The sequence below is a fragment of the Komagataeibacter europaeus genome, assembly GCF_002173515.1.
In the GTDB taxonomy this organism is placed as follows: Bacteria; Pseudomonadota; Alphaproteobacteria; order Acetobacterales; family Acetobacteraceae; genus Komagataeibacter; species Komagataeibacter europaeus.
Genome location: NZ_CP021467.1, coordinates 2571388 through 2591021, shown reverse-complemented (window position 1 = coordinate 2591021; position 19634 = coordinate 2571388). Strand labels below are relative to the sequence as shown.

Sequence of the window (19634 nt, the reverse complement as noted above, 5' to 3'; positions counted from 1 at the left end):
CCATCGTTTCAAAGCTTTCTTATCCACGGCAGGCTTCTGGTATGCAGCCGCGGTTTCGACCGCATGACGGGCGTAGGAGTCTAGCCCTGCCGCAATACGTCCGAAATCTCGATCAGGAAATCCAGCACGGTACGGGTACGCAGCGGCAGGGTGCGCGGTCCCGTATGGACGGCATAAAAGGGCAGTTCCGGTATCGTCCATTCCGGCAGCAGGTGCTTCAGGCGCCCGGCCGCAATGTCTTCTTCCACCTGGAATGTCGGCAGCATGCCAATGCCCAGCCCCGCACGGACGGCCTGCAGCACGGCTTCGCTGCTGTTGGCGCGGAAGGGACCACTGGCGGCGACCGTGGTTTCGGCCTCACCCTTGCGGGCAAACTGCCAGTCGTGGCGGGTACCGCCATAGCTATAGGCAATACAGGGATGGTTGAGCAGGTCACGCGGGTGTTCGGGCGTGCCCCGGCGCGCAAGGTAGTCGGTTGATGCCACCACGCAGCGATGGACCGAGCCAAGCCTGCGGGCAATCAGCGACCCTTCGGCAATGGAACCGATGCGGATGGCAAGGTCCAGCCCTTCTTCCACCAGATCACCGAATCCGTCACGCATGACCAGTTCGACCGACAGGTCGGGATGTTCTTCCAGCAGGGTGCTCAGCCTGCTGGTCAGGTACAGGCCGAACGCCGTCGTCACGCCCAGACGCACCAGCCCCGAAACCGAAGCCCGCCTGCGGCCAAGGGCCGTTTCCGCCGTTTCCAGGATTTCCAGCACTTCATAGGCATGCGGCAGCAGGCTGCGCCCGTCTTCCGTCATCATCAGGCTGCGGGTGGTACGGGCGAACAGGGTCGCGCCGTAATGGGCTTCCAGCAACGCAATATGCCGGGAAATGGTGGGCTGGCTTGCCCCCGTTTCCCTTGATACCGCCGAGAATGAACCCGTGGCGGCCACACGGACGAAGCTATGCAAGGCAGAAAGCAGATCCATGAAGCCCCAGCACCCTCAACTATGTTATTACATAGCCATAGCTTTAAACGGCATCCTATTTATGCACAATACAGAGAAAAGACACCACCGATATGTGTAAAATGCAACGGTACCACGGGTAACCTATGCCGAATATGCATATATGATCTGCCCATAAAAAAACGGCGGCCCGTGTGATACGGACCGCCGTCTTTATCATCCATCCCGACCGGAACCGGGGCGGGTCATGTGATTACGCGGCCTTGGTCATGCCACGCAGCACGGTCTGGAGAATGCCGCCATTGCGGAAATACTCCACCTCGTCCAGCGTATCGACACGGCACAGCAGCGGAACGTCCTGCTTGGAGCCATCGGCGCGGGTGATGGTCATGGTCATCGTCATACGCGGCGTGATCTTGTCCAGACCGCGGATTTCGAAGGTCTCGTCACCCTTCAGGCCCAGCGTCTTGCGCGTCGTGCCTTCTTCAAACAGCAGCGGCAGCACGCCCATGCCCACCAGGTTGGAACGGTGGATACGCTCGAAGCTTTCGGCAATCACCGCACGCACGCCCAGCAGCAGGGTGCCCTTGGCCGCCCAGTCGCGTGAGGAGCCCATGCCGTATTCCTTGCCGCCGATCACGACCAGGGGCACGCCCTCCTTCTTGTATTCCATCGCGACATCATAGATGGAGCCTTCCTTGCCGTCCGGGAAGTGCTTGGACACGCCCCCTTCGGTGCCGGGCAGCATCTCGTTCTTGATGCGGATGTTGGCAAACGTGCCACGCACCATCACGCGGTCATTGCCACGACGCGAACCGTAGGAGTTGAAGTCCTTCTTCGCGACGCCATGCTCTTCAAGGTACTTGCCGGCAGGCGAGCTTTCCTTGATCGCGCCAGCAGGCGAGATGTGGTCAGTCGTGATGTTATCACCCAGCAGCGCCAGCAGGCGCGCACCGATGATGTCGCCACGCGGCTTGGGTTCGGGCGTGATGTCCTGGAAGTACGGCGGATCCTGCACGTAGGTGGATGATGCATCCCACTTGTACGTCTCGGAACCGGTGGCGACCTTCAGCGCCTGCCATTCCTTCGTGCCCTGGCTTACGTGCTTGTAGCGGTTGATGAACTCCTCACGCGTGATGGCGGAGCCCATCAGGGCGGCGATTTCATGGTTGGTCGGCCAGATGTCCTTCAGGTACACCGGCTTGCCATCCTTGGAGGTGCCCAGCGGCGTGGTGGTGATGTCCTCACGCATGGTGCCCAGCAGGGAATACGCCACGACCAGCGGCGGGCTGGCCAGGTAGTTGGCGCGCACGTTCGGCGAAATGCGGCCTTCGAAGTTACGGTTGCCCGACAGGACCGACACCGCAACCAGCTTGTTGCCTTCGATCGCATCGACGATGTGATCTTCCAGCGGGCCGGAGTTGCCGATACAGGTCGTGCAGCCATAGCCCACGGTGTTGAAGCCCATCGCGTCCAGTTCGGCCTGCAGGCCCGCGCGGTTGAGGTAGTCGGTCACAACCTGCGATCCCGGTGCGAGCGAGGTCTTCACCCACGGCTTGGGCTTCAGGCCCAGCGCACGTGCCTTTTTCGCCACCAGGCCTGCCGCGATCAGCACGGCGGGGTTGGAGGTGTTGGTGCACGAGGTGATGGCCGCGATCACCACGTCGCCGTGGCCGATCTCGTAATTGGTGCCAGCCACCTTGGCCTTCTTGTCCTTGTCGGCTTCGGGCACGCCCAGGCTGCCGGTCAGTTCCTTCTCGAACGCCTTGTCCGCACCCTTCAGCACGACGCGGTCCTGCGGGCGCTTGGGGCCGGCGATGGACGGCACGATGGTCTCAAGGTTGAGTTCCAGCGTATCGGTGAACACGGGGTGCGCCGATTCGGCATGACGGAACATGCCCTGTGCCTTCAGGTATTCCGCCGTCAGCTTGATGCGGTGTTCCTCACGACCGGTCTGGCGCAGGTAATCCAGCGTCAGGTCATCAACCGGGAAGAAGCCGCAGGTCGCGCCATATTCCGGGGCCATGTTGGCGATGGTCGCACGGTCGGCAACCGGCAGGTGGTCAAGGGCGGGGCCGAAGAATTCGACAAACTTGCCGACAACGCCCTTCTTGCGCAGCATCTGCGTGACCGTCAGCACCAGGTCGGTGGCGGTCGCCCCCTCGGGCAGCTTGCCAACCAGCTTGAAGCCGATCACGTCGGGGATGAGCATGGCGATCGGCTGGCCCAGCATCGCGGCTTCCGCCTCGATCCCGCCAACGCCCCAGCCCAGAACGCCCATGCCGTTGACCATGGTGGTGTGGCTGTCCGTGCCGAACAGGGTGTCGGGATAGGCGTAGTCCTTGCCATCCACATTCGCCGTCCACACCGCCTGCGCGATGTATTCCAGGTTCACCTGGTGGCAGATTCCGGTGCCCGGCGGCACGACGGAGAAGTTTTCAAACGCTTCCTGGCCCCAGCGCAGGAAGGCGTAGCGTTCGCCATTGCGCTCGAACTCGATGGTCACGTTGTCCTGCAGCGCTTCGGGCGAACCGGCCACGTCCACCATGACCGAATGGTCGATCACCAGGTTGACGGGAACCAGCGGGTTCACCTTCTGCGGGTCGCCCTTCAGCTTCAGGATGCCGTCGCGCATCGCGGCCAGATCGACCACGGCGGGAACGCCGGTGAAATCCTGCATCAGGATACGCGCGGGCTTGAAGGGAACTTCCTTCGTGCTGCGCCCTTCCTTCAGCCATTCCGCAATGGCCTTGGCATCCTCAACCGAATAGGAATGCCCGTCCTCGAACCGCAGCACGTTTTCCAGCAGCACTTTCAGGCTGACCGGCAGGCGGCTGACGGAACCGATCGTCTTTTCAGCTTCCGGGATTGAGAAATAATGATAGGTCTTGCCGTCCACATTGAGTGTGCGGCCCGTTTTCATTGAGTCGTGCCCAACCGTCTTCATTGGCTTTGTTTCCTCCGAGGCATCAGCAACGGATCGTCCCGTATGACCACTTTCCCCCGCCCCACTTCCATAGGTGCGGGATTTGCGACCTTGTCGGGGACAACCTGCTTGATCTCCCAACGGGGGTAGAACATACCCGGACGCGGTTGCGACACAAGCTGGACCCGGTAACAAGAAAGCGGGAGCAGGCGTTTTTTTCACCCGCCCGCCCCTTCACCCACCGATCGGAGGATTTCCGTCATTCCTGCCTTTACTCCCCCCGGCCGTCCCCTGCTGGAAGTGGAAAATATATCGGTTTTCCGCGGTGAACGGCTGGTTCTGGACCGTGTCGGCTTTACGCTGGATGCGGGCGACGCCCTGCTTCTGACCGGGCCGAATGGCGCGGGCAAGTCCACCTTGCTGCGCGTGCTCGCGGGTTTGCGCAAACCTGAAGGCGGCCATGTCCTGTGGGCCGGGGTCGATGCGCTGGCCGATCGCAGCCAGCATGCCGGACGGGTGGCCTATCTGGGTCATCAGGATGCGCTGAAACTGGGGCTGACACTGCGTGAAAACCTGACGCTGGCGGCGCGCGCCAGTGGCGGAAATCCTGATTTGTGCATGAAATCGCTTAATATTTCCGGGCTGGCCGACCTGCCGGCGCGCATGCTGTCAGCGGGGCAGAAACGTCGCGCGGCGCTGGCGCGCGTCCTGCTGGCGCAGGCCCCGCTATGGCTGCTGGATGAACCCAGCCTGGGGCTGGACATCAACACGATGGGCCTGCTGGGCACGCTGTTTGCCGCCCACCGGCAGGCTGGCGGAATTGTGATTGCAACCACCCATGTTCCCCTGCCCCTTCCCAATGCCCGCACGCTGGCGCTGCCGGGCCTGAACGAATCCGACATCCCGCAACCGATGGAGGATTTCCCCGAGGACGACCTGCTGTGAAATTCCAGATTCCCTCCCTCATCATGGCCATTCTGGAACGTGACCTGCGGCTTGCCCTGCGCCATGGGGCGGATACGCTGGGCGCCGTGCTGTTCTTCATCCTTGCGGGCGCGCTGTTTCCGCTGGCCCTTGGCCCCTCGCCCGAACTGCTGCGGCGCATGGCGCCGGGCATCGTGTGGGTGTGCGCGCTGCTGGCCGCCCTGCTGCCGCTGGACCGGCTGTTCGGGGCGGAGCTGGAGGACGGGTCACTGGACCAGCTGCTCATGACCGGGCTGCCTGCCTCCCTTATCGCACTGGCGAAAATGATGGCCCACTGGCTGACCACCGGCCTGCCGCTACTGCTGGCGGCAGGACCGCTGGCCATCATGCTGGGCATGCCTTCGGGCAGCATGGTCGTGCTGCTGACGGGCCTGTTCCTGGGCACGCTGATCCTGTCGCTGATCGGGGGGATGGCGGCGTCGGTGGTGCTGGGCGCGCGACGGGGCGGCGTGCTGCTGCCGCTGCTGGTGCTGCCGCTGACAACGCCCGCGCTGATTTTTGGCGCGGCGGCGCTGGATGCGGCCCAGACCGGCCTGTCATGGGGGCCGGACCTTGAACTGCTGGGCGCCTTTCTGGCGGCGGCGATTCCCCTGTGCCCGCTGGCAGCGGGGGCCGGGCTGCGGGCCGCTGTGGAATAGCAGGGACTTTTGGTGAAGCTTTTTTTTAAAAGGCGGCGTCCAAAAATTCCCGATTTATAAATCCTTCAGGCCGGGCGGCCTATCTGGCCGCAACGGGTGCCGCGGGGGCGCCAACGTCAAATGGCAGCGTCCCCTGCACCGGGTCGCCCGTCCGTGCCCGCATGCGCCAGTGCAACACATAATGCCCGGGCGTCAGCGCCACGCTGGTGGCAATGGACTGCTGTTCATCATCAATGGGCGATGCGGGCAGCAGTTGCGGCACCCCGCTGGGGCCAAGCAGCAGCAGGCGGGCGCGAAACGGGTCGATTACGGTATCGAATGTCAGCTTGACGGCCACGTTGCCCGCGGCAACCCGCGCGCCCGGCGCGGGGTCGGACTGCACCAGTGCTGGCGCGGCGCAGGCCTGTGCCACAACCGCGCCGGACAGGGTGGCGGACAGGCCAAGCATGCGCAGCATTGGGAAAAAGGACACGGGAACGACACCTCCGGCATGGTTGGACTGCCGTGTGTATTCCCCCGATATGCGAAGGGCGGCAAGACCTTCGTCCCGCCGCCCCGCATTTTGCCCGCCCCGAGGGGAGCATGGCATATCAGATATAATGTTCCTGAATCGGCTTCAGCCCGTTGAACCCGGTCGAGCAATAGGTCGAGACATACGCCCCCGTGGACAGCAGTTCGATCCGGTCCCCCGACTCCAGATCCAGCGGCAGGGCATAGGGGGTCTTTTCATACATGATGTCCGCGCCGTCGCAGGTCGGGCCCGCAATGGCGACGGGGCCGGTTGCCGCCCCGTCATGCGGGGTGCGGATGCCATAGCGGATGGCCTCGCCCTCGGTCTCCGCCAGGCCGCCGAAACGCCCGATGTCCAGATAGACCCAGCGCACGCCATCATCGATTCCACGACGGCTGACCAGCACCACCTCGGACGACACCACGCCTGCGTCACCAACGATGAAGCGGCCCGGCTCGACAATCATTTCCGGCAGGTCGTTGCCGAAATGCTCGGTCATGGCGTGGCTGATCGCCAGCGCGAAGCTGTCGATGCCCGGCACATCGTCACGGTAGCGGATGGGAAACCCGCCACCCAGATTGACCATGCGCAGGTCCAGCCCCGCCGCCTTCAGGTCGGTGAACAGCATGCCCACGCGCGCGATGGCGGCTTCGTACGCGCCGGTCGCCGTCTGCTGGCTGCCCACATGGAAGGACAGGCCATACGGGTCCAGCCCCAGGTCACGGGCGCGCAGCATGAGGTCACGCGCATTGTCCAGCGTCGTGCCGAACTTGCGCGACAGCGGCCAGTCCGCCCCTTCGTTTTCCACGATCAGGCGGCAGTAGACGCGCGAACCCGGCGCATGGCGGGCCAGCTTTTCCAGCTCTTCCGCGCAGTCGAAGGCGAACATGTCCACACCCGCGGCAAAGGCGCGGGCAATGTTGGACGCCTTCTTGACGGTGTTGCCAAAGGAGACGTCGGCCGGACGCGCCCCCGCATCCAGGCACATGGAAATCTCTTCCCATGATGCCGCGTCGAACGCCGAACCCAGACCCACCAGGCGGGTCAGGATTTCACGGGCGGGATTGGCCTTGACGGCGTAATAGATCCGGGCCAGCGGCAGCGCATTGCGCAGCGCGCGATAGCGTTCTTCCACCCGGTCAACGTCAACGACAAGGCAAGGCGTAGCAGGAGACTGCTCAGCCAGATAACGAGCGATTTTGGGAGTCATCGCACCCAAATCCCTTCTGTACTGCCGCCCGATGGATACAATTCTGGAATTGCACAAACGGACAGATGTTGCGAAACGGTCTAACGGACCAGCGACCAATTAAGGACCCCCACCCTGTGGCAGCCCGATTGCCAGAACGCTTGACGTCGTTGCGTAACCTCAGAGGGCCAGTGGCACGTGCGTTGTTGCGTAAGCAGCGCATATGAGGACAATACGCCCGTGACGCAATAGAAAAATCATCCCTTCCGACAGTTTTTCGTCTAAGGTCACATGATCGTGGCGCAATATACACATGACCGGTACCGACCCGGTCCGTCCACGTGACAGCAGACAGGACACGAAGTTCCCCTTGATTGGTACCTCATCCACTGAAATCGATATGACGGATATCCCGCCGCCTGCGCCCCATCTGCCGCATTTTTCCATGCAGCAGGTCAAGAAGGTGGCGCAACAGGTCGCCCGCAACATCGTATCCGACCAGATCACGCTGGCTGCGGCGGGATGCGCATTCTATGCCACACTGTCCCTGTTTCCCGCCATGAGCACGCTCATCTCCCTCTACGGGCTGCTGTTCGATCCACAGACGGTGGAACCGCAGTTGGTCGTGCTGCGCAACCTGCTGCCACCATCCGCCTATGACATGCTCGGCGCGCGCATCCACCTGCTGGTGGCCGAATCGCATTCGTCACTGACGTTCAACCTGATCATATCGACCACCATCGCCACGTGGTCGGCATCAGCGGCCACGCGTTCGCTGATCATGGCGATGAATGTTGCCTACAATACGCCCGAAACGCGCAGCTTCCTGCGCTTTCAGGGCATGGGCATGGCCCTGACGTTCTGTTCGATATGCGGGGGGATCCTGACACTCGCCCTGATGGTGGCGCTGCCGTTCCTGCTGGATTACCTGCCGCAGCGGCTGGCCCTTGCCCCGCCGCCCGGATCGGTCGAACTGCTGGTACGCATGGGGGGGCCGCTGCTCATGCTGCTGTTCGTGCTGTCGCTGTGTTCGCTGCTGTACCGCTTCGGTCCCAACCGGCCCCATACGTACTGGCGCTGCATCCTGCCCGGGTCGGTGGGGGCGACGCTGCTCTGGCTGCTCTCATCAGCGGGCTTTTCCTATTATGTCAGCCATATCGCGAGCTACAGCGCCACCTATGGGCCGCTGGGCGCGTTCATCGCCATCATGATGTGGTTCTATGTCTCGGCCTATGTCGTGCTGCTGGGGGCCGAACTGAACGCCGGGCTTGAAATCGAGATGAAACTGCGCTGCGCCCCGGAAAAGACCATGGAAGGCTGGACCAAGCACCAGAGCCTGTAGCCCGGGCAGGTCAGCGCGGCATGCTGGCCACTTCTTCCTCATCATCGCGCATGGGCCTGAGATCGACCAGCGTCGTCCCCATGCCCAGCATGCCAAGCTGGCGCGCGGCCTCAAGCGACAGGTCAATGATGCGGGCGCCATGATAGGGGCCGCGGTCATTGATCCTGACCACCACCGAACGCCCCGTCCGGCGCGAATGCACCATGATCCGGCTGCCCAGCGGCAGCTGCCGGTGGGCGGCGGTCAGCGCGCCGGGATCAAACATTTCCCCCGATGCGGTGGCGTGACCAAGCTGCCGGCCGGTGCCGTACCAGCTGGCCAGGCCCTGCTGGCGCCAGTGCGCGGGAACATGCGTCATGACAGGCGGCCGCCGCATGCCGCCACGGCCGCCATGCCGTCCCATGGGCGCACCGTGCCGCACGGCGGAACATGCAACCTGCATGCCACCGGATGCCGCCAGCATGAAACATGCCACGATCACCGGCAACGTAAACCGTGCCCTGTCGCGGCCTGTCCGCATGCCGTCACGTCGGTGATCGGGATATCCTGTCATGACCCCATCATATCATGTGATACACCGATATCATATCAATAGCGTCACGGTTCGCCGCCCACCGTCATGGACCGCCCCGGCAGGCGCCCGCACGGCACGCGTGACATGATCGGACTTGGAACCGGGCGGCGGGCGTGCTAGGCGCGTGCATCATGGAGCGCCCTCTCATTGCCGTGCTGAACGGTCCCAACCTGAACATGCTCGGGCTAAGGCAGCCCGAGGTCTATGGTCATGCCACGCTTGACGACGTGGAACAGGTCTGTGTCCAGGCTGCCGAACGCCTGGATGTGGCCATCGACTTCCGCCAGACAAATGGGGAGGGGGAGCTTGTTTCATGGATACAGGAATGCCGGGGCCGCGCACGCGGCATCATCATCAACCCGGCGGCCTATTCCCATACCTCGGTCGCAATCCTTGACGCGCTGCTTGCCGTTGATCTGCCTGTGATCGAGGTCCACATTTCCAATATTCACCGCCGTGAAGCCTTCCGTCATCACTCCTACGTCTCCCGCGCCGCCATTGGCGTCATATGCGGGCTTGGCGTACGCGGGTATGCCCTGGCGCTTCAGGCCATGACAGACATGATTCTGGACGAGGACGATCAATGAGCCGACTGCTCGTGGATGCGGATGCCATTCGGGCATTGGCTGAAATTCTGACCGATACCGGCCTGACCGAAATCGAGATCGCGGAAAAGGACAACCGCATCCGCGTTGTCCGCGCGGTCGCACCGGTCGCCCATGCCGTGCCGGCCCCGGCGCCTGTGGCAGCGCCCGCCCCCGTGGTGCCCGTGACCGCCGTGACCCCCACGGCCACGGACCCGTCCAAGCACCCCGGCGCCGTGACCAGCCCGATGGTGGGCGTCGCCTATCTGGCGCCCGATCCGTCTTCCCCGCCGTTCGTCACCGAAGGCCAGCAGGTCAGCGCGGGACAGACGCTGCTGCTGATCGAGGCGATGAAGACCTTCAACCAGATCAAGGCCCCCCGCGCGGGCACCCTGAGCAGGATTCTGGTGCAGTCGGGCGACCCGGTCGAATTTGGCGAAGCGCTGGTCATCATAGAGTAATGTTTTCCAAGATCCTCATTGCCAATCGTGGCGAGATCGCCCTGCGCATCCTGCGGGCCTGTCGCGAACTGGGTATCCGGACGGTTGCCGTGCATTCCACGGCCGACACCGATGCCATGTATGTCCGTCTGGCTGATGAAGCCGTATGTATCGGCCCGCCGGCCAGCCGCGACTCGTACCTCAATGTCGCGGCCATCCTCTCGGCGGCCACCATCACCGGGGCGGACGCCATCCATCCGGGCTATGGCTTCCTGTCGGAAAATGCCGATTTCGCGGAAACGGTGGAAGCCCACGGCATCACCTTCATCGGGCCGACGGCGGAACATATCCGCATGATGGGCGACAAGATCACCGCCAAGACCACCATGATGGCGCTGGGCGTGCCGCTGGTCCCCGGATCGGATGGTGCGCTGGAAAACCTTGAGCAGGCGCGTGAAGTGGCGGCAAGGGTCGGCTATCCCGTGCTGATCAAGGCTGCCGCTGGCGGCGGCGGGCGTGGCATGAAGGTCGCCCCCACCGAAGCCGACCTGGAGGAAGCGTGGAGCGTCGCCCGCACCGAAGCCCGCGCCGCCTTTGGCAATGATGAGGTGTATCTGGAAAAATACCTCGACAAGCCACGCCATATCGAACTGCAGATCATGGCCGACACGCACGGCAACGTGGTGCATTTCGGCGAACGTGACTGCTCCCTGCAGCGCCGTCACCAGAAGCTGCTGGAAGAGGCGGGATCCCCCGCGCTGACGGCAAAGCAGCGTGACGACATCGGTGCGATCGCCACCTCCGCACTGACGAAGCTGGGTTACCGCAACGCCGGCACGCTGGAGTTCCTGTACCAGGACGGGCAGTTCTGCTTCATCGAGATGAATACCCGCCTGCAGGTGGAACATCCGGTGACGGAAATGGTGTGCGACGTGGATCTGGTGCGCGAGCAGATTCGCATCGCGGCGGGCGAGCCGATCGGCTACAGCCAGTCGGACATCAAGTTCTCCGGTCACGCGATCGAATGCCGCATCAATGCGGAAGACCCGCAGACCTTCATGCCCACGCCGGGCACGATCACCGTCTATCACCCGCCGGGGGGGCTGGGCGTGCGAATCGACAGCGCGCTGTATGCCGGCTACCGCGTGCCGCCCTATTACGACAGCATGATCGCCAAGCTGATCGTGCGCGCGCCCACACGGCTTGAGGCCATCGAGCGCATGCGCCGCGCGCTGGATGAATTCGTGATCGAGGGGGTCAAGACAGTCATCCCGCTGCACCGCAAGATTCTGGAAGATCCCCAGTTCCGCAAGGGCGACTACACCATCCACTGGCTGGAAAACTTCGTGGCCCGCCAGCAGGAAAAGAACTGAACCGGACGACACCCCGAACGCAGTTGCGCATTGCACGAAAAAGGGCGGTACCATGATGGTACCGCCCTTTTTTTAGAAACATCCCGCAAAATAAAAGACATTTCTGGTGAAGCCTTCTCCAGAAAGCGTCAGGAAACGTCACCTTTTTTCAAAAAAGGCGACATCCAGAAACCTTTGTCTTCCATCCCTTGCCCGGCAAGGACAGTGGATCATGACCTGTCCCCCCGGATCATGTTCAGGCCATGACCGGGTCGAGATAGGGGCTGGAGGCATCGAAGAATTTCTGGTTGTGATCCAGTTCATAGGAAATCACGTACAGACAGGTCAACGCACTGTCGATTTCCAGCCGCACACCCAGGTTATCCGCCTGTCCCGCTATCTGCTGCAGGTGCGCGATGGCGAATTTGGCGGATCGCGCCGTGCGGCCGTAATGCCCCCCGTACCGTCCGCTGAACTGCGCCATGCGCCGCATCATGTCCCCGACGACGCGCTGGGCTTCGGGCGGCAGCAGGTGGCGTTCCAGAATCGCACGCAGGCGGATGACATTCAGCCCGATCGTCATGGCGGACAGGATGCCCTGCAGATACGCGTCGATAATCGTATCCGGCGTGTTTTCGGCATTGGTCAGCAGGCGGACAAAGCGGTCCACGTTATGTTCGACCACATACAGGGTGGTCGGCAGGTTACGCGCGCGCGCGATATAGCGCAGCCCGCGCAGGATGCCGGTACGCATCTGCCAGCGCATGTCGTTCGTATCGAACGGCAGGACCAGCCTGAATGACCACATGGCGTACCACAGCCCCAGCACAAGCGGCATGGCGGTATTGAAGAACGCCACTTCATCCAGTCGCGACTGGTTGCCCGGACCCAGCAGGATGGGCAGGAACAGGTTGTAAGAAACCGCCCCCAGCACCAGGGCGGGATAGGCAAAGGCCAGCCCCCCCGCCAGCATGGGCAGGAACAGGCACACGGCCATGATTTCATACGTGGTGGGTTCCGCCAGACGCCACAGCACCAGCACCCCCGCCACGACCGAGGCAATGATCGCCCCCCCAAGGAAGGCCCGCGTGGCCAGCGCCGGTTTTTCCAGCGTGGAGAACAGGCTGCACACGATGGAGACGAACATCATGAACGTCAGACCAGATGACCACGACGTGGTGACCCAGATCAGGCCCGACCCGAAAATGGTGACCGATGCCCGCAGGCTGTTGGTAAAGGCCTGCTGCCAGTCACGGAAGGTCTTGAGCCGGTAGTGGAAATGGTCATGCAGCAGGGGATGACGGCTGGCGTCAAACTGGATCAGCGCCTGTTCCAGTTCATCCAGTATTTCCCCCAGCGCATAGTTGAGCATGCGCTGCTGCGACAGCATCTGCACCAGTTGCGGGTCCACCGGGGCGCTGCCGGGACTGCCCATTTCCTGATCCAGTGAATCGGCCACGCTCTGCCGGCACGATGCCTGCAACGCCGCCAGGCGGGCCAGGACAGGATGGATGTCATCACTGGATTCAATCTGTGAGGCCATATCCTTGAGGAAGGCCTCCACCTCGCTTGATGTCGCGGCGAAAGCGGCATCGGGCCTCCCGCATGGTCCCTGCATCAGGGCGGCAAGATCCAGTCCGCGCGACAGCAGCATGGCCACCCGCGCAAGGGCCGCACGCGCATGATCGCCCTCATGCCCGCGATGGGATCCCATCTCCACTTCAGCGAATTCGATCTGGTCGCTCAGGGACGTAATGTTGGAAAAGACCCCGCGCGCCTTTTTCAGGACCTGCGTATCACCCGACAGCAGGCCGGCAAGGGTCTGGGCCGCCCCGTTGATCGCCGTCAGGAAATTGTTGGCCAGGCGGTCCTGCGCGCGTTCTTCCAGCTTGAACTGGAACAGGGAGGAGACGGTACTTTCCAGCACGATGCCCAGCACGATATAGGTCGCGCGCGCCATGGCCGTCATGAAGATATGTTCAGGGTCGGCAATCCCGTCGAGCGAGATGATGGCATAGGTAAAGCCGCTCGCCCGCATGCCATGGATACGGTAATTGGTCATGGTGGCGGGACCGGGCAGCAATGTCCCGATAAAGCAGAACGTGCCGATCCCGATCGCCAGCATGAGAATGAACATGAGCGGCGCCTGTGGAAAGGCCGCCACCAGGAGCACGGCACAGATCGTGCCGACCACCATGCCAAACAGATGCCAGCGCGCCTTGGCGACACTCTTGCCACGCGTGCCCTGCGCCACCATCCAGACCGTCAGCGCCGCCCATTGCGGGCTGCCCAGTTCCCACCACAGCGCAATGCCCAGCGCGATAAGGGAGGTAATGGTGGTCCGCAGCGCGTAGCCGAAGGTGAAGATGCCAGGCGCGTAAAGCCAGCGCAGGTGATCCTGCCGCAGGGTCATGCCCGGCGGCCACAGTCGCCTGAAAAAGCCACGGACCTGATTGCTGAAACGGATCAGGGAAAGCTCAAGACCTTTCATCCCGGCGTTAAGCCCCCCTGTTCAGATACAATCCATCCACACTGTACATCATACCGCCCACGCGCACAGGCCGACAGCCCGATGACAGCCCGCAGGGCGGTGCATGCCACATATCACGCGCCCGGCGTCGCCGGTTACTCGTCGTAGGAGACGAGGGTCTTGACCGGCACATCCAGCCGGCCGCGGCCGCCAAGGCCCGTCAGTTCGATCATGGTGGCGGCCCCCACGACATCCGCACCCACCTTGCGCAGCAGGGAGACGGACGCCACCAGCGTGCCACCCGTGGCCAGCAGGTCATCCATCACCACCACGCGCTGTCCCGGCTGGATCGCATCCGCCTGGATATGCAACGAATCGGACCCGTATTCCAGGTCGTAGCTGTGGGACACCGTCTTGCCCGGCAGCTTGCCGGGTTTGCGCAGCATGACCAGCCCGCAGCCAAGGCGACTGGCCAGCGGGGCCGCCGTCAGGAACCCGCGCGATTCGATGGCCGCCAGCATGTCCGGCGCCCACGGCGCCACCGCCGCCGCCAGGCGCCCCATGGCGATCTGCCATGCATCCGCATTCCGCATCAGGGTCGAAATATCGTAGAACAGGATACCGGGCTTGGGAAAATCCGGGATGTTACGGATGTATTGTTTCAGGTCGATCTTGGCAGTCGTCATGATCGGTGCGCAGTCCCCGTTGGGTGGTCATACAGATCCGGGACATGCCTGCCCCGTTCACGAAAGTGTCGCCCCTGAGGACGGCCCCCCGCTGTAGCCGCCACACGGCGGGGCGACAACCCCAACCGGGTACGGGGCACATGCTTTGGCGCGCCCTGACGGGCTGATGTGGCGGGAGGAGACTTTATTCCTTCCCCGCCTCCGCACTGCCGGGCGGGCGGGCGGGACGCAGCAGCACCATGACCAGCATGATCGCGGCCCCCATCAGCATGACACCCGCCATGGGAATGGGGGAATTGGTCGGCAGCATACCCACGAATGCCCCCGCCACGGCCCCCAGCACATACTGCAGCGTGCCCACGAATGCCGATGCGCTGCCCGCGAACCGCGGGTGGTCAGCCAGCGCGCCCACCGTGGCATTGGGCCCGATGATGCCCGTGGTGCCCAGTGACACCATCATGGTCAGGATCAGGCACCCCATCATCCACAGTGGCGGATGGCCGCCATGCTGCATGGCGAAGGCGATGACGATGGCCACGGCGGTCATGGCAATGGTCCCCGCCACCGCGACCATCACCGCGACCCCAAGGATACGGGCGGCGTCAATACGCCCCACCAGCATGCCATTCAGTTGCGACGCGCCAATCATGCACACCGCGAACACACCGAACAGCATGCCGAAATGCGCCGCCGACAGGCCGAACAGGCCACGGAATACCGACGGGGCGGCGGACAGGTAGGTAAACGACATGAAGCACGAAAAACCGGCAATCATGGCATGGGTGATGAACCCGCGGTCACGCGCCAGCATCATGTACCGGCTGAACAGGGTGACGGGCGAGAACTCGCTGCGGTTCTGGGGTTTGAGCGTTTCGGGCAGGACACGCCAGATCAGCAGGATACAGATCAGGCCATACACCGCCGACGCCCAGAAGATCGACCGCCATGACGCAATCGACAGCACCATGCCCCCCAGCGTGGGCGCCAGGATGGGCACGACCCCCATCACCAGCACCAGCCGCGACATGAGGCGCGCGGATTCATTGCCATGTGACATGTCGCGCACGCAGGCGCTGGGAATGATCAGGCTGGCCGATGCCCCCAGCGACGCGACCAGGCGGAAAAACGAAAACGTGGGAATGTCCCGCGCCATCGCACACCCGACCGACGCCAGCGTATAGACCAGGGTGCCCACCAGCATGGGCCTGCGCCGGCCGAAACGGTCCGACAGCGGCCCCATGGTGATCTGCCCGATCGCCAGCCCCACGAACCATATGGCCAGCGTCATCTGCGCGGAACCCGCCCGTCCGTGCAGCGTCGTTTCCAGTTCCGGGAAAGCAGGAAGATAGATGTCGGTTGAAACCGGGCCGACCGCGGTCAGGAACCCCAGCAGGATCGCAATCCACCCCATCGGGCGGGCAGTCGTTTCCGGCACGGGCTTTTCCGCTGAATGGCCCGCCGTTGCGGATGAGCCCATGAGGCACTCCATATTGAAAGATTGTGGGGACTAGTAGACCAGCCAGGTCCACTTTTTCACCATCTAATTACGACATACTGCAATTCGCTATCGCGATACCCCTGCCATGTCGGGGCGGCGCATGCGCACGCGGCGCATAAGCCATAGCCCCACCAGCGCGGACAGGGCAAACAGCACGGTCGCCACCCCGATGCGCCATGGTCCCTGCAGCCGGATACCCGACCCCACCAGCACGAACACGACGGTCTGTGGCAGGCTGCCCAGCAGCGTGGCCAGCATGAACGGCATGACCCGCACCCCCAGCATGCCCGACGCCAGATTGAGAAGAAGCGCCGAGCCCACCGGCATGAGTCGCAGCGTCAGGACGGACGCGAACGGCTCGTGCCGCACAAAACCGTCCAGCCGCGCCATGGTTGCCACAAGCCGCGCGGGCATGCGCGGCCGTCCCGCCCACATGCCCCACCCATAGCCACACAGGCACCCGGTCACGGTGGCCAGCGTGGCCAGGACGCAGCCCGCCCCGATTCCATAGGCGGCGCCGGCGGCGAAACACACCGCCTGCCGCGGCAGGCCAAATGCGCAGAACACACTGGCGGCCAGGATGAAAATCACCACGCCTTCCACCCCCGAATGCAGGGCGGGGCCAGCCGTCAGCATATGCCGCAGCCCGGGCAGGCGGCCAAGGACCGCCGCAAACCCGACAAAGGCCACAAGCAGCAGCACCGGCCGGACCAGCACACGCAACGTGGGCCGGGCGGGCGGCGCGGGCTGTGCGGCGTGCGGTAATATCATGCGTGCGTCCCGTTTTCCGACAGCGATCTGGTCCTTCGCGCCTAGCATCGCCTTGCAGCGGACTGCAAGGGCGGTCTAAATCCGGTTATGTCCGCATATCCTCCCTCCGGCTCCTTGATGGGCCGTACGCCCCCGTCCGCGCAGGAGCTGCGCAACCGGCAGCGTATCTCGACGTGGCTGTTTGCAATCTGCTTCATGCTTGTCGGCATGATCGCACTGGGCGGTTATACCCGCCTGACCGGATCGGGCCTGTCCATCATGGACTGGCGGCCCATTACCGGCATGATCCCCCCCCTGACCCACGCGGAATGGGAACGGCAGTTCGCGCTGTACAAGACCATTCCGCAATACAAGATCCTGCATGACGGATTCGGGCTTGCGGGCTTCCAGCAGATTTTCTGGGCGGAATGGACGCACCGCTTCTGGGGGCGGCTCATGGGGCTGGTCCTGCTGGTGCCATTGATCTGGTTTTCCATCACCGGCGCGCTGAGCCGGGGCCTGGCGCTGCGCCTGGTGCTGTTTTTCGTGCTGGGCGGGCTGCAGGGCGCGATCGGGTGGTTCATGGTGGCGTCGGGCTTCAACCCGGACAGCACGGCGGTCGCCCCCGTGCGGCTGGTGCTGCACCTGTGCTGCGCCTTCGCGCTGTACATCGCCATCCTGTGGACGGCGCTGTCCGTGCGGACACCGCGCCCGACCTTCATTCCCGCCACGCCTGAAGTCGTGCGCGTCCATCGCCTGGTCTGGGCCATCTGCCTGCTGGTCGGCATCACGGTCATTGCGGGTGGCTTTACCGCGGGCACGCATGCTGGGTTTGCCTACAACACCTTTCCGCTCATGGATGGTCACCTGATCCCGTCGGGCTATGGACGGCTGCACCCGTTCTGGCTGAACTGGTTCCAGAACATCCCCGCCGTCCAGTTCGACCACCGCCTGCTGGCCACCACCACGGCCCTTGTCATCGGCGGCACCATCGTACTGGGGCTGCGCACGCCGCAACTGGGGCGGGATGTCCATAGCGCGCTGGCGGTACTGGGCTGGCTGGTGCTGCTGCAATATGCGCTGGGCGTGACCACGCTGCTGCTGGTGGTGCCGGTCTGGGCGGGAACGGTCCACCAGACCTGTGCGGCCATCGTGCTGACAGCGGCCATCGTCACCCTGCATCGCCTGCGCGGGGTAGGCCGCCCGTAATATGCGCGGTGGCGGCACGCACGGCGTGCCGCCACCGCATCGGTCATGGTGTTACGATATAGGCCGCGCCCTGCAGCCGCACATGTGTGTAGCGTGCGCGGATGATGCGCCACAGGCTGGGAAACTCCCAGACATCTTCCTGTGTATCAAAGCGTGAATTGCTGACGAACGCCGCGATATCGTGCCGGTCCACCGCCCGCTCCAGCACCATCGCGTCATGCGTGACCGCGACATGCTGGGAATAGTTGAAAAAATCCATCACCACCGGCTTGTGCGCCCAGTAGCACAGGGCCAGCGTCTCACAGGCCACATCGCCATCAATCGCGCGCACGGCGGCAATCGTTTCGTCAGATGCCGCCAGGCTATGCACGATGCCGGTCACATTGCTGCGGTAGAGGTAGGGCAGGTACACCGGCAGGCTGACCACCACCGGCAGCAGGTTCAGCCCCACCATGCCCACCAGGACGGCGCGCATGGGCACACGGCCAACCGTGCCCCCGATGGTCACCAGGCGCGACATGGCCAGACCCGCGCACAGGGCGGCTGCGATCAGTGCTTCGAAACAGGCATTATGCGACACCCCGGCCCCCGTACGCTGCACGATGGCCGATGCCACCGCCAGCAGCAGATACAGCCCCAGCAACAGTCCGGACCGATGGGGCAGACGCCGCCACGGCACGAATGCGCATGACACCATCATGCCGCCCAGTCCCAGCACGTTGCCTAACCCCTTGAGCATGCCATGCACATAGAAAACGCGTTTATGGCCAAAGACGCCCTGAATGAAATCCGGACCGAAACTGCTGTAGTACAGCCCCCCCAGCAGGCACAGGGACACAAGACATCCCCCCATCCATGAGACAGCATGACGCCAGTCGGTCAGCAGCAGCCACACAAGGACCGCCACCGGCAGGGCCAGGATATTGTGCTTGAAGGTCAGTCCCGCGACAACGACGAAGCCCGCGCAGAAAGGCCGCCATGCACAGGCCCGCCCCGGTTCACGGCCATTACCCAGCAACAGCATGAATCCCGCCATGATAACGGCCTGCCCCAGCCATTGCGGGTCATCCATGGCGACATAATCACTATAGAAAACAGCGGAATAGAGTACGATCAGCAGGCCCGCAAACCATGCCCCGCCCCGTGTTCCGCCACAGGCGAGGACAATCCGCCCCGCAGCCCAGGCACAGAAAAGCAGCGCCAGAAGCGAAATGATGCGCCCCGCCACGATCATGTCCCCCAGCAGCCAGCCAAACAGGCCGACAACGTAAAACGAACTGGGCGGGTAATTATTGAACACCATCTGTTCGGCCGGGGGGTACAGCGGCGCATGATCCAGCCCTATGGCGCGCCGTGCCAGATAGGCGTTCCAGCCTTCATTACTGGATAACGATACATGGGCGGTAATGAATGCTACATGTGGAGCAAGAAGGATGAATATGGAAAGTATTGCAACATAAAGCCATATTGATTTTTTTACGTTAAAATTCATATTTTCCATATGGACTTTATTCTTCATGGCCTG

General features: G+C 63.2%; 17 protein-coding genes. 7 read left to right on the top strand and 10 right to left on the bottom strand.

Features of this window, described 5'->3' with window-relative positions; all coding sequences use genetic code 11:
- Window positions 1–80 precede the first annotated feature (80 nt).
- Both S101446_RS11985 and acnA read right to left on the bottom strand, forming a co-directional pair.
- Complete coding sequence (locus S101446_RS11985; RefSeq protein WP_019085193.1) at window positions 81–977, bottom strand: LysR family transcriptional regulator; 897 nt, start codon at window positions 975–977, stop codon at window positions 81–83.
- Window positions 978–1209: 232 nt separating this feature from the next.
- Window positions 1210–3903: an aconitate hydratase AcnA gene (gene acnA / locus S101446_RS11980; protein ID WP_010509141.1), complete on the bottom strand. Its 2694-nt coding sequence runs from the start codon at window positions 3901–3903 to the stop codon at window positions 1210–1212.
- A 279-nt stretch (window positions 3904–4182) separates the two neighbouring features.
- On the opposite strand from acnA, the gene ccmA reads away from it, so the two are divergent.
- A complete protein-coding gene (gene ccmA / locus S101446_RS11975; RefSeq protein WP_019085190.1) occupies window positions 4183–4827 on the top strand; it encodes a heme ABC exporter ATP-binding protein CcmA in 645 nt (214 codons plus the stop codon).
- 23 nt (window positions 4828–4850) lie between these two features.
- Window positions 4851–5504 carry a heme exporter protein CcmB gene (ccmB, locus tag S101446_RS11970; protein ID WP_039734178.1) on the top strand — a complete coding sequence of 218 codons (654 nt, stop codon included), beginning with the start codon at window positions 4851–4853 and terminating at the stop codon, window positions 5502–5504.
- A 79-nt stretch (window positions 5505–5583) separates the two neighbouring features.
- On the opposite strand, the gene S101446_RS11965 is transcribed toward ccmB, so the two are convergent.
- Window positions 5584–5976 carry a copper resistance CopC family protein gene (locus S101446_RS11965; protein WP_244184215.1) on the bottom strand — a complete coding sequence of 131 codons (393 nt, stop codon included), beginning with the start codon at window positions 5974–5976 and terminating at the stop codon, window positions 5584–5586.
- A gap of 118 nt (window positions 5977–6094) precedes the next feature.
- A complete protein-coding gene (locus tag S101446_RS11960) occupies window positions 6095–7225 on the bottom strand; it encodes a type III PLP-dependent enzyme (protein ID WP_087608442.1) in 1131 nt (376 codons plus the stop codon).
- Between the two features lie 379 nt (window positions 7226–7604).
- Between S101446_RS11960 and S101446_RS11955 the strand changes: the two genes are divergently transcribed.
- Complete coding sequence (locus S101446_RS11955; RefSeq protein WP_039794422.1) at window positions 7605–8546, top strand: YihY/virulence factor BrkB family protein; 942 nt, start codon at window positions 7605–7607, stop codon at window positions 8544–8546.
- A 10-nt stretch (window positions 8547–8556) separates the two neighbouring features.
- Here S101446_RS11955 and S101446_RS11950 read toward each other — a convergent pair whose 3' ends face one another.
- Window positions 8557–9099, bottom strand: a complete 543-nt coding sequence (locus S101446_RS11950) for a septal ring lytic transglycosylase RlpA family protein (RefSeq protein WP_019085187.1) — start codon at window positions 9097–9099, stop codon at window positions 8557–8559.
- 152 nt (window positions 9100–9251) lie between these two features.
- Between S101446_RS11950 and aroQ the strand changes: the two genes are divergently transcribed.
- Genes aroQ through accC form a run of 3 tightly spaced genes read left to right on the top strand, consistent with a single transcriptional unit; the run spans window position 9252 to window position 11517 of the window.
- Window positions 9252–9707, top strand: coding sequence for a type II 3-dehydroquinate dehydratase (gene aroQ, locus S101446_RS11945; protein ID WP_010514708.1), 456 nt, complete (start codon window positions 9252–9254; stop codon window positions 9705–9707).
- Window positions 9704–10165, top strand: coding sequence for an acetyl-CoA carboxylase biotin carboxyl carrier protein (locus S101446_RS11940; RefSeq protein ID WP_010510657.1), 462 nt, complete (start codon window positions 9704–9706; stop codon window positions 10163–10165). The genes aroQ and S101446_RS11940 overlap by 4 nt, the downstream gene beginning before the upstream one ends.
- A complete protein-coding gene (accC, locus tag S101446_RS11935) occupies window positions 10165–11517 on the top strand; it encodes an acetyl-CoA carboxylase biotin carboxylase subunit (RefSeq protein WP_010510659.1) in 1353 nt (450 codons plus the stop codon). Before S101446_RS11940 ends, accC begins: the two co-directional genes overlap by 1 nt.
- 235 nt (window positions 11518–11752) lie before the next feature.
- On the opposite strand, the gene S101446_RS11930 is transcribed toward accC, so the two are convergent.
- The 4 genes from S101446_RS11930 to S101446_RS11915 form a co-directional block, all read right to left on the bottom strand.
- The gene (locus S101446_RS11930; RefSeq protein ID WP_010510662.1) at window positions 11753–13987 is read right to left on the bottom strand and encodes an FUSC family protein; all 2235 of its coding nucleotides are present in this window, start codon (window positions 13985–13987) and stop codon (window positions 11753–11755) included.
- A gap of 134 nt (window positions 13988–14121) precedes the next feature.
- Window positions 14122–14652, bottom strand: coding sequence for an adenine phosphoribosyltransferase (locus tag S101446_RS11925; protein WP_010510664.1), 531 nt, complete (start codon window positions 14650–14652; stop codon window positions 14122–14124).
- A 184-nt stretch (window positions 14653–14836) separates the two neighbouring features.
- Window positions 14837–16129: a multidrug effflux MFS transporter gene (locus tag S101446_RS11920; protein WP_010510667.1), complete on the bottom strand. Its 1293-nt coding sequence runs from the start codon at window positions 16127–16129 to the stop codon at window positions 14837–14839.
- A gap of 87 nt (window positions 16130–16216) precedes the next feature.
- Complete coding sequence (locus S101446_RS11915; RefSeq protein WP_010510668.1) at window positions 16217–16921, bottom strand: TVP38/TMEM64 family protein; 705 nt, start codon at window positions 16919–16921, stop codon at window positions 16217–16219.
- Window positions 16922–17038: 117 nt separating this feature from the next.
- Between S101446_RS11915 and S101446_RS11910 the strand changes: the two genes are divergently transcribed.
- Window positions 17039–18109 carry a COX15/CtaA family protein gene (locus S101446_RS11910; protein ID WP_087608441.1) on the top strand — a complete coding sequence of 357 codons (1071 nt, stop codon included), beginning with the start codon at window positions 17039–17041 and terminating at the stop codon, window positions 18107–18109.
- Between the two features lie 43 nt (window positions 18110–18152).
- On the opposite strand, the gene S101446_RS11905 is transcribed toward S101446_RS11910, so the two are convergent.
- Window positions 18153–19610 carry an ArnT family glycosyltransferase gene (locus tag S101446_RS11905; protein WP_087608440.1) on the bottom strand — a complete coding sequence of 486 codons (1458 nt, stop codon included), beginning with the start codon at window positions 19608–19610 and terminating at the stop codon, window positions 18153–18155.
- Window positions 19611–19634: the final 24 nt, after the last annotated feature.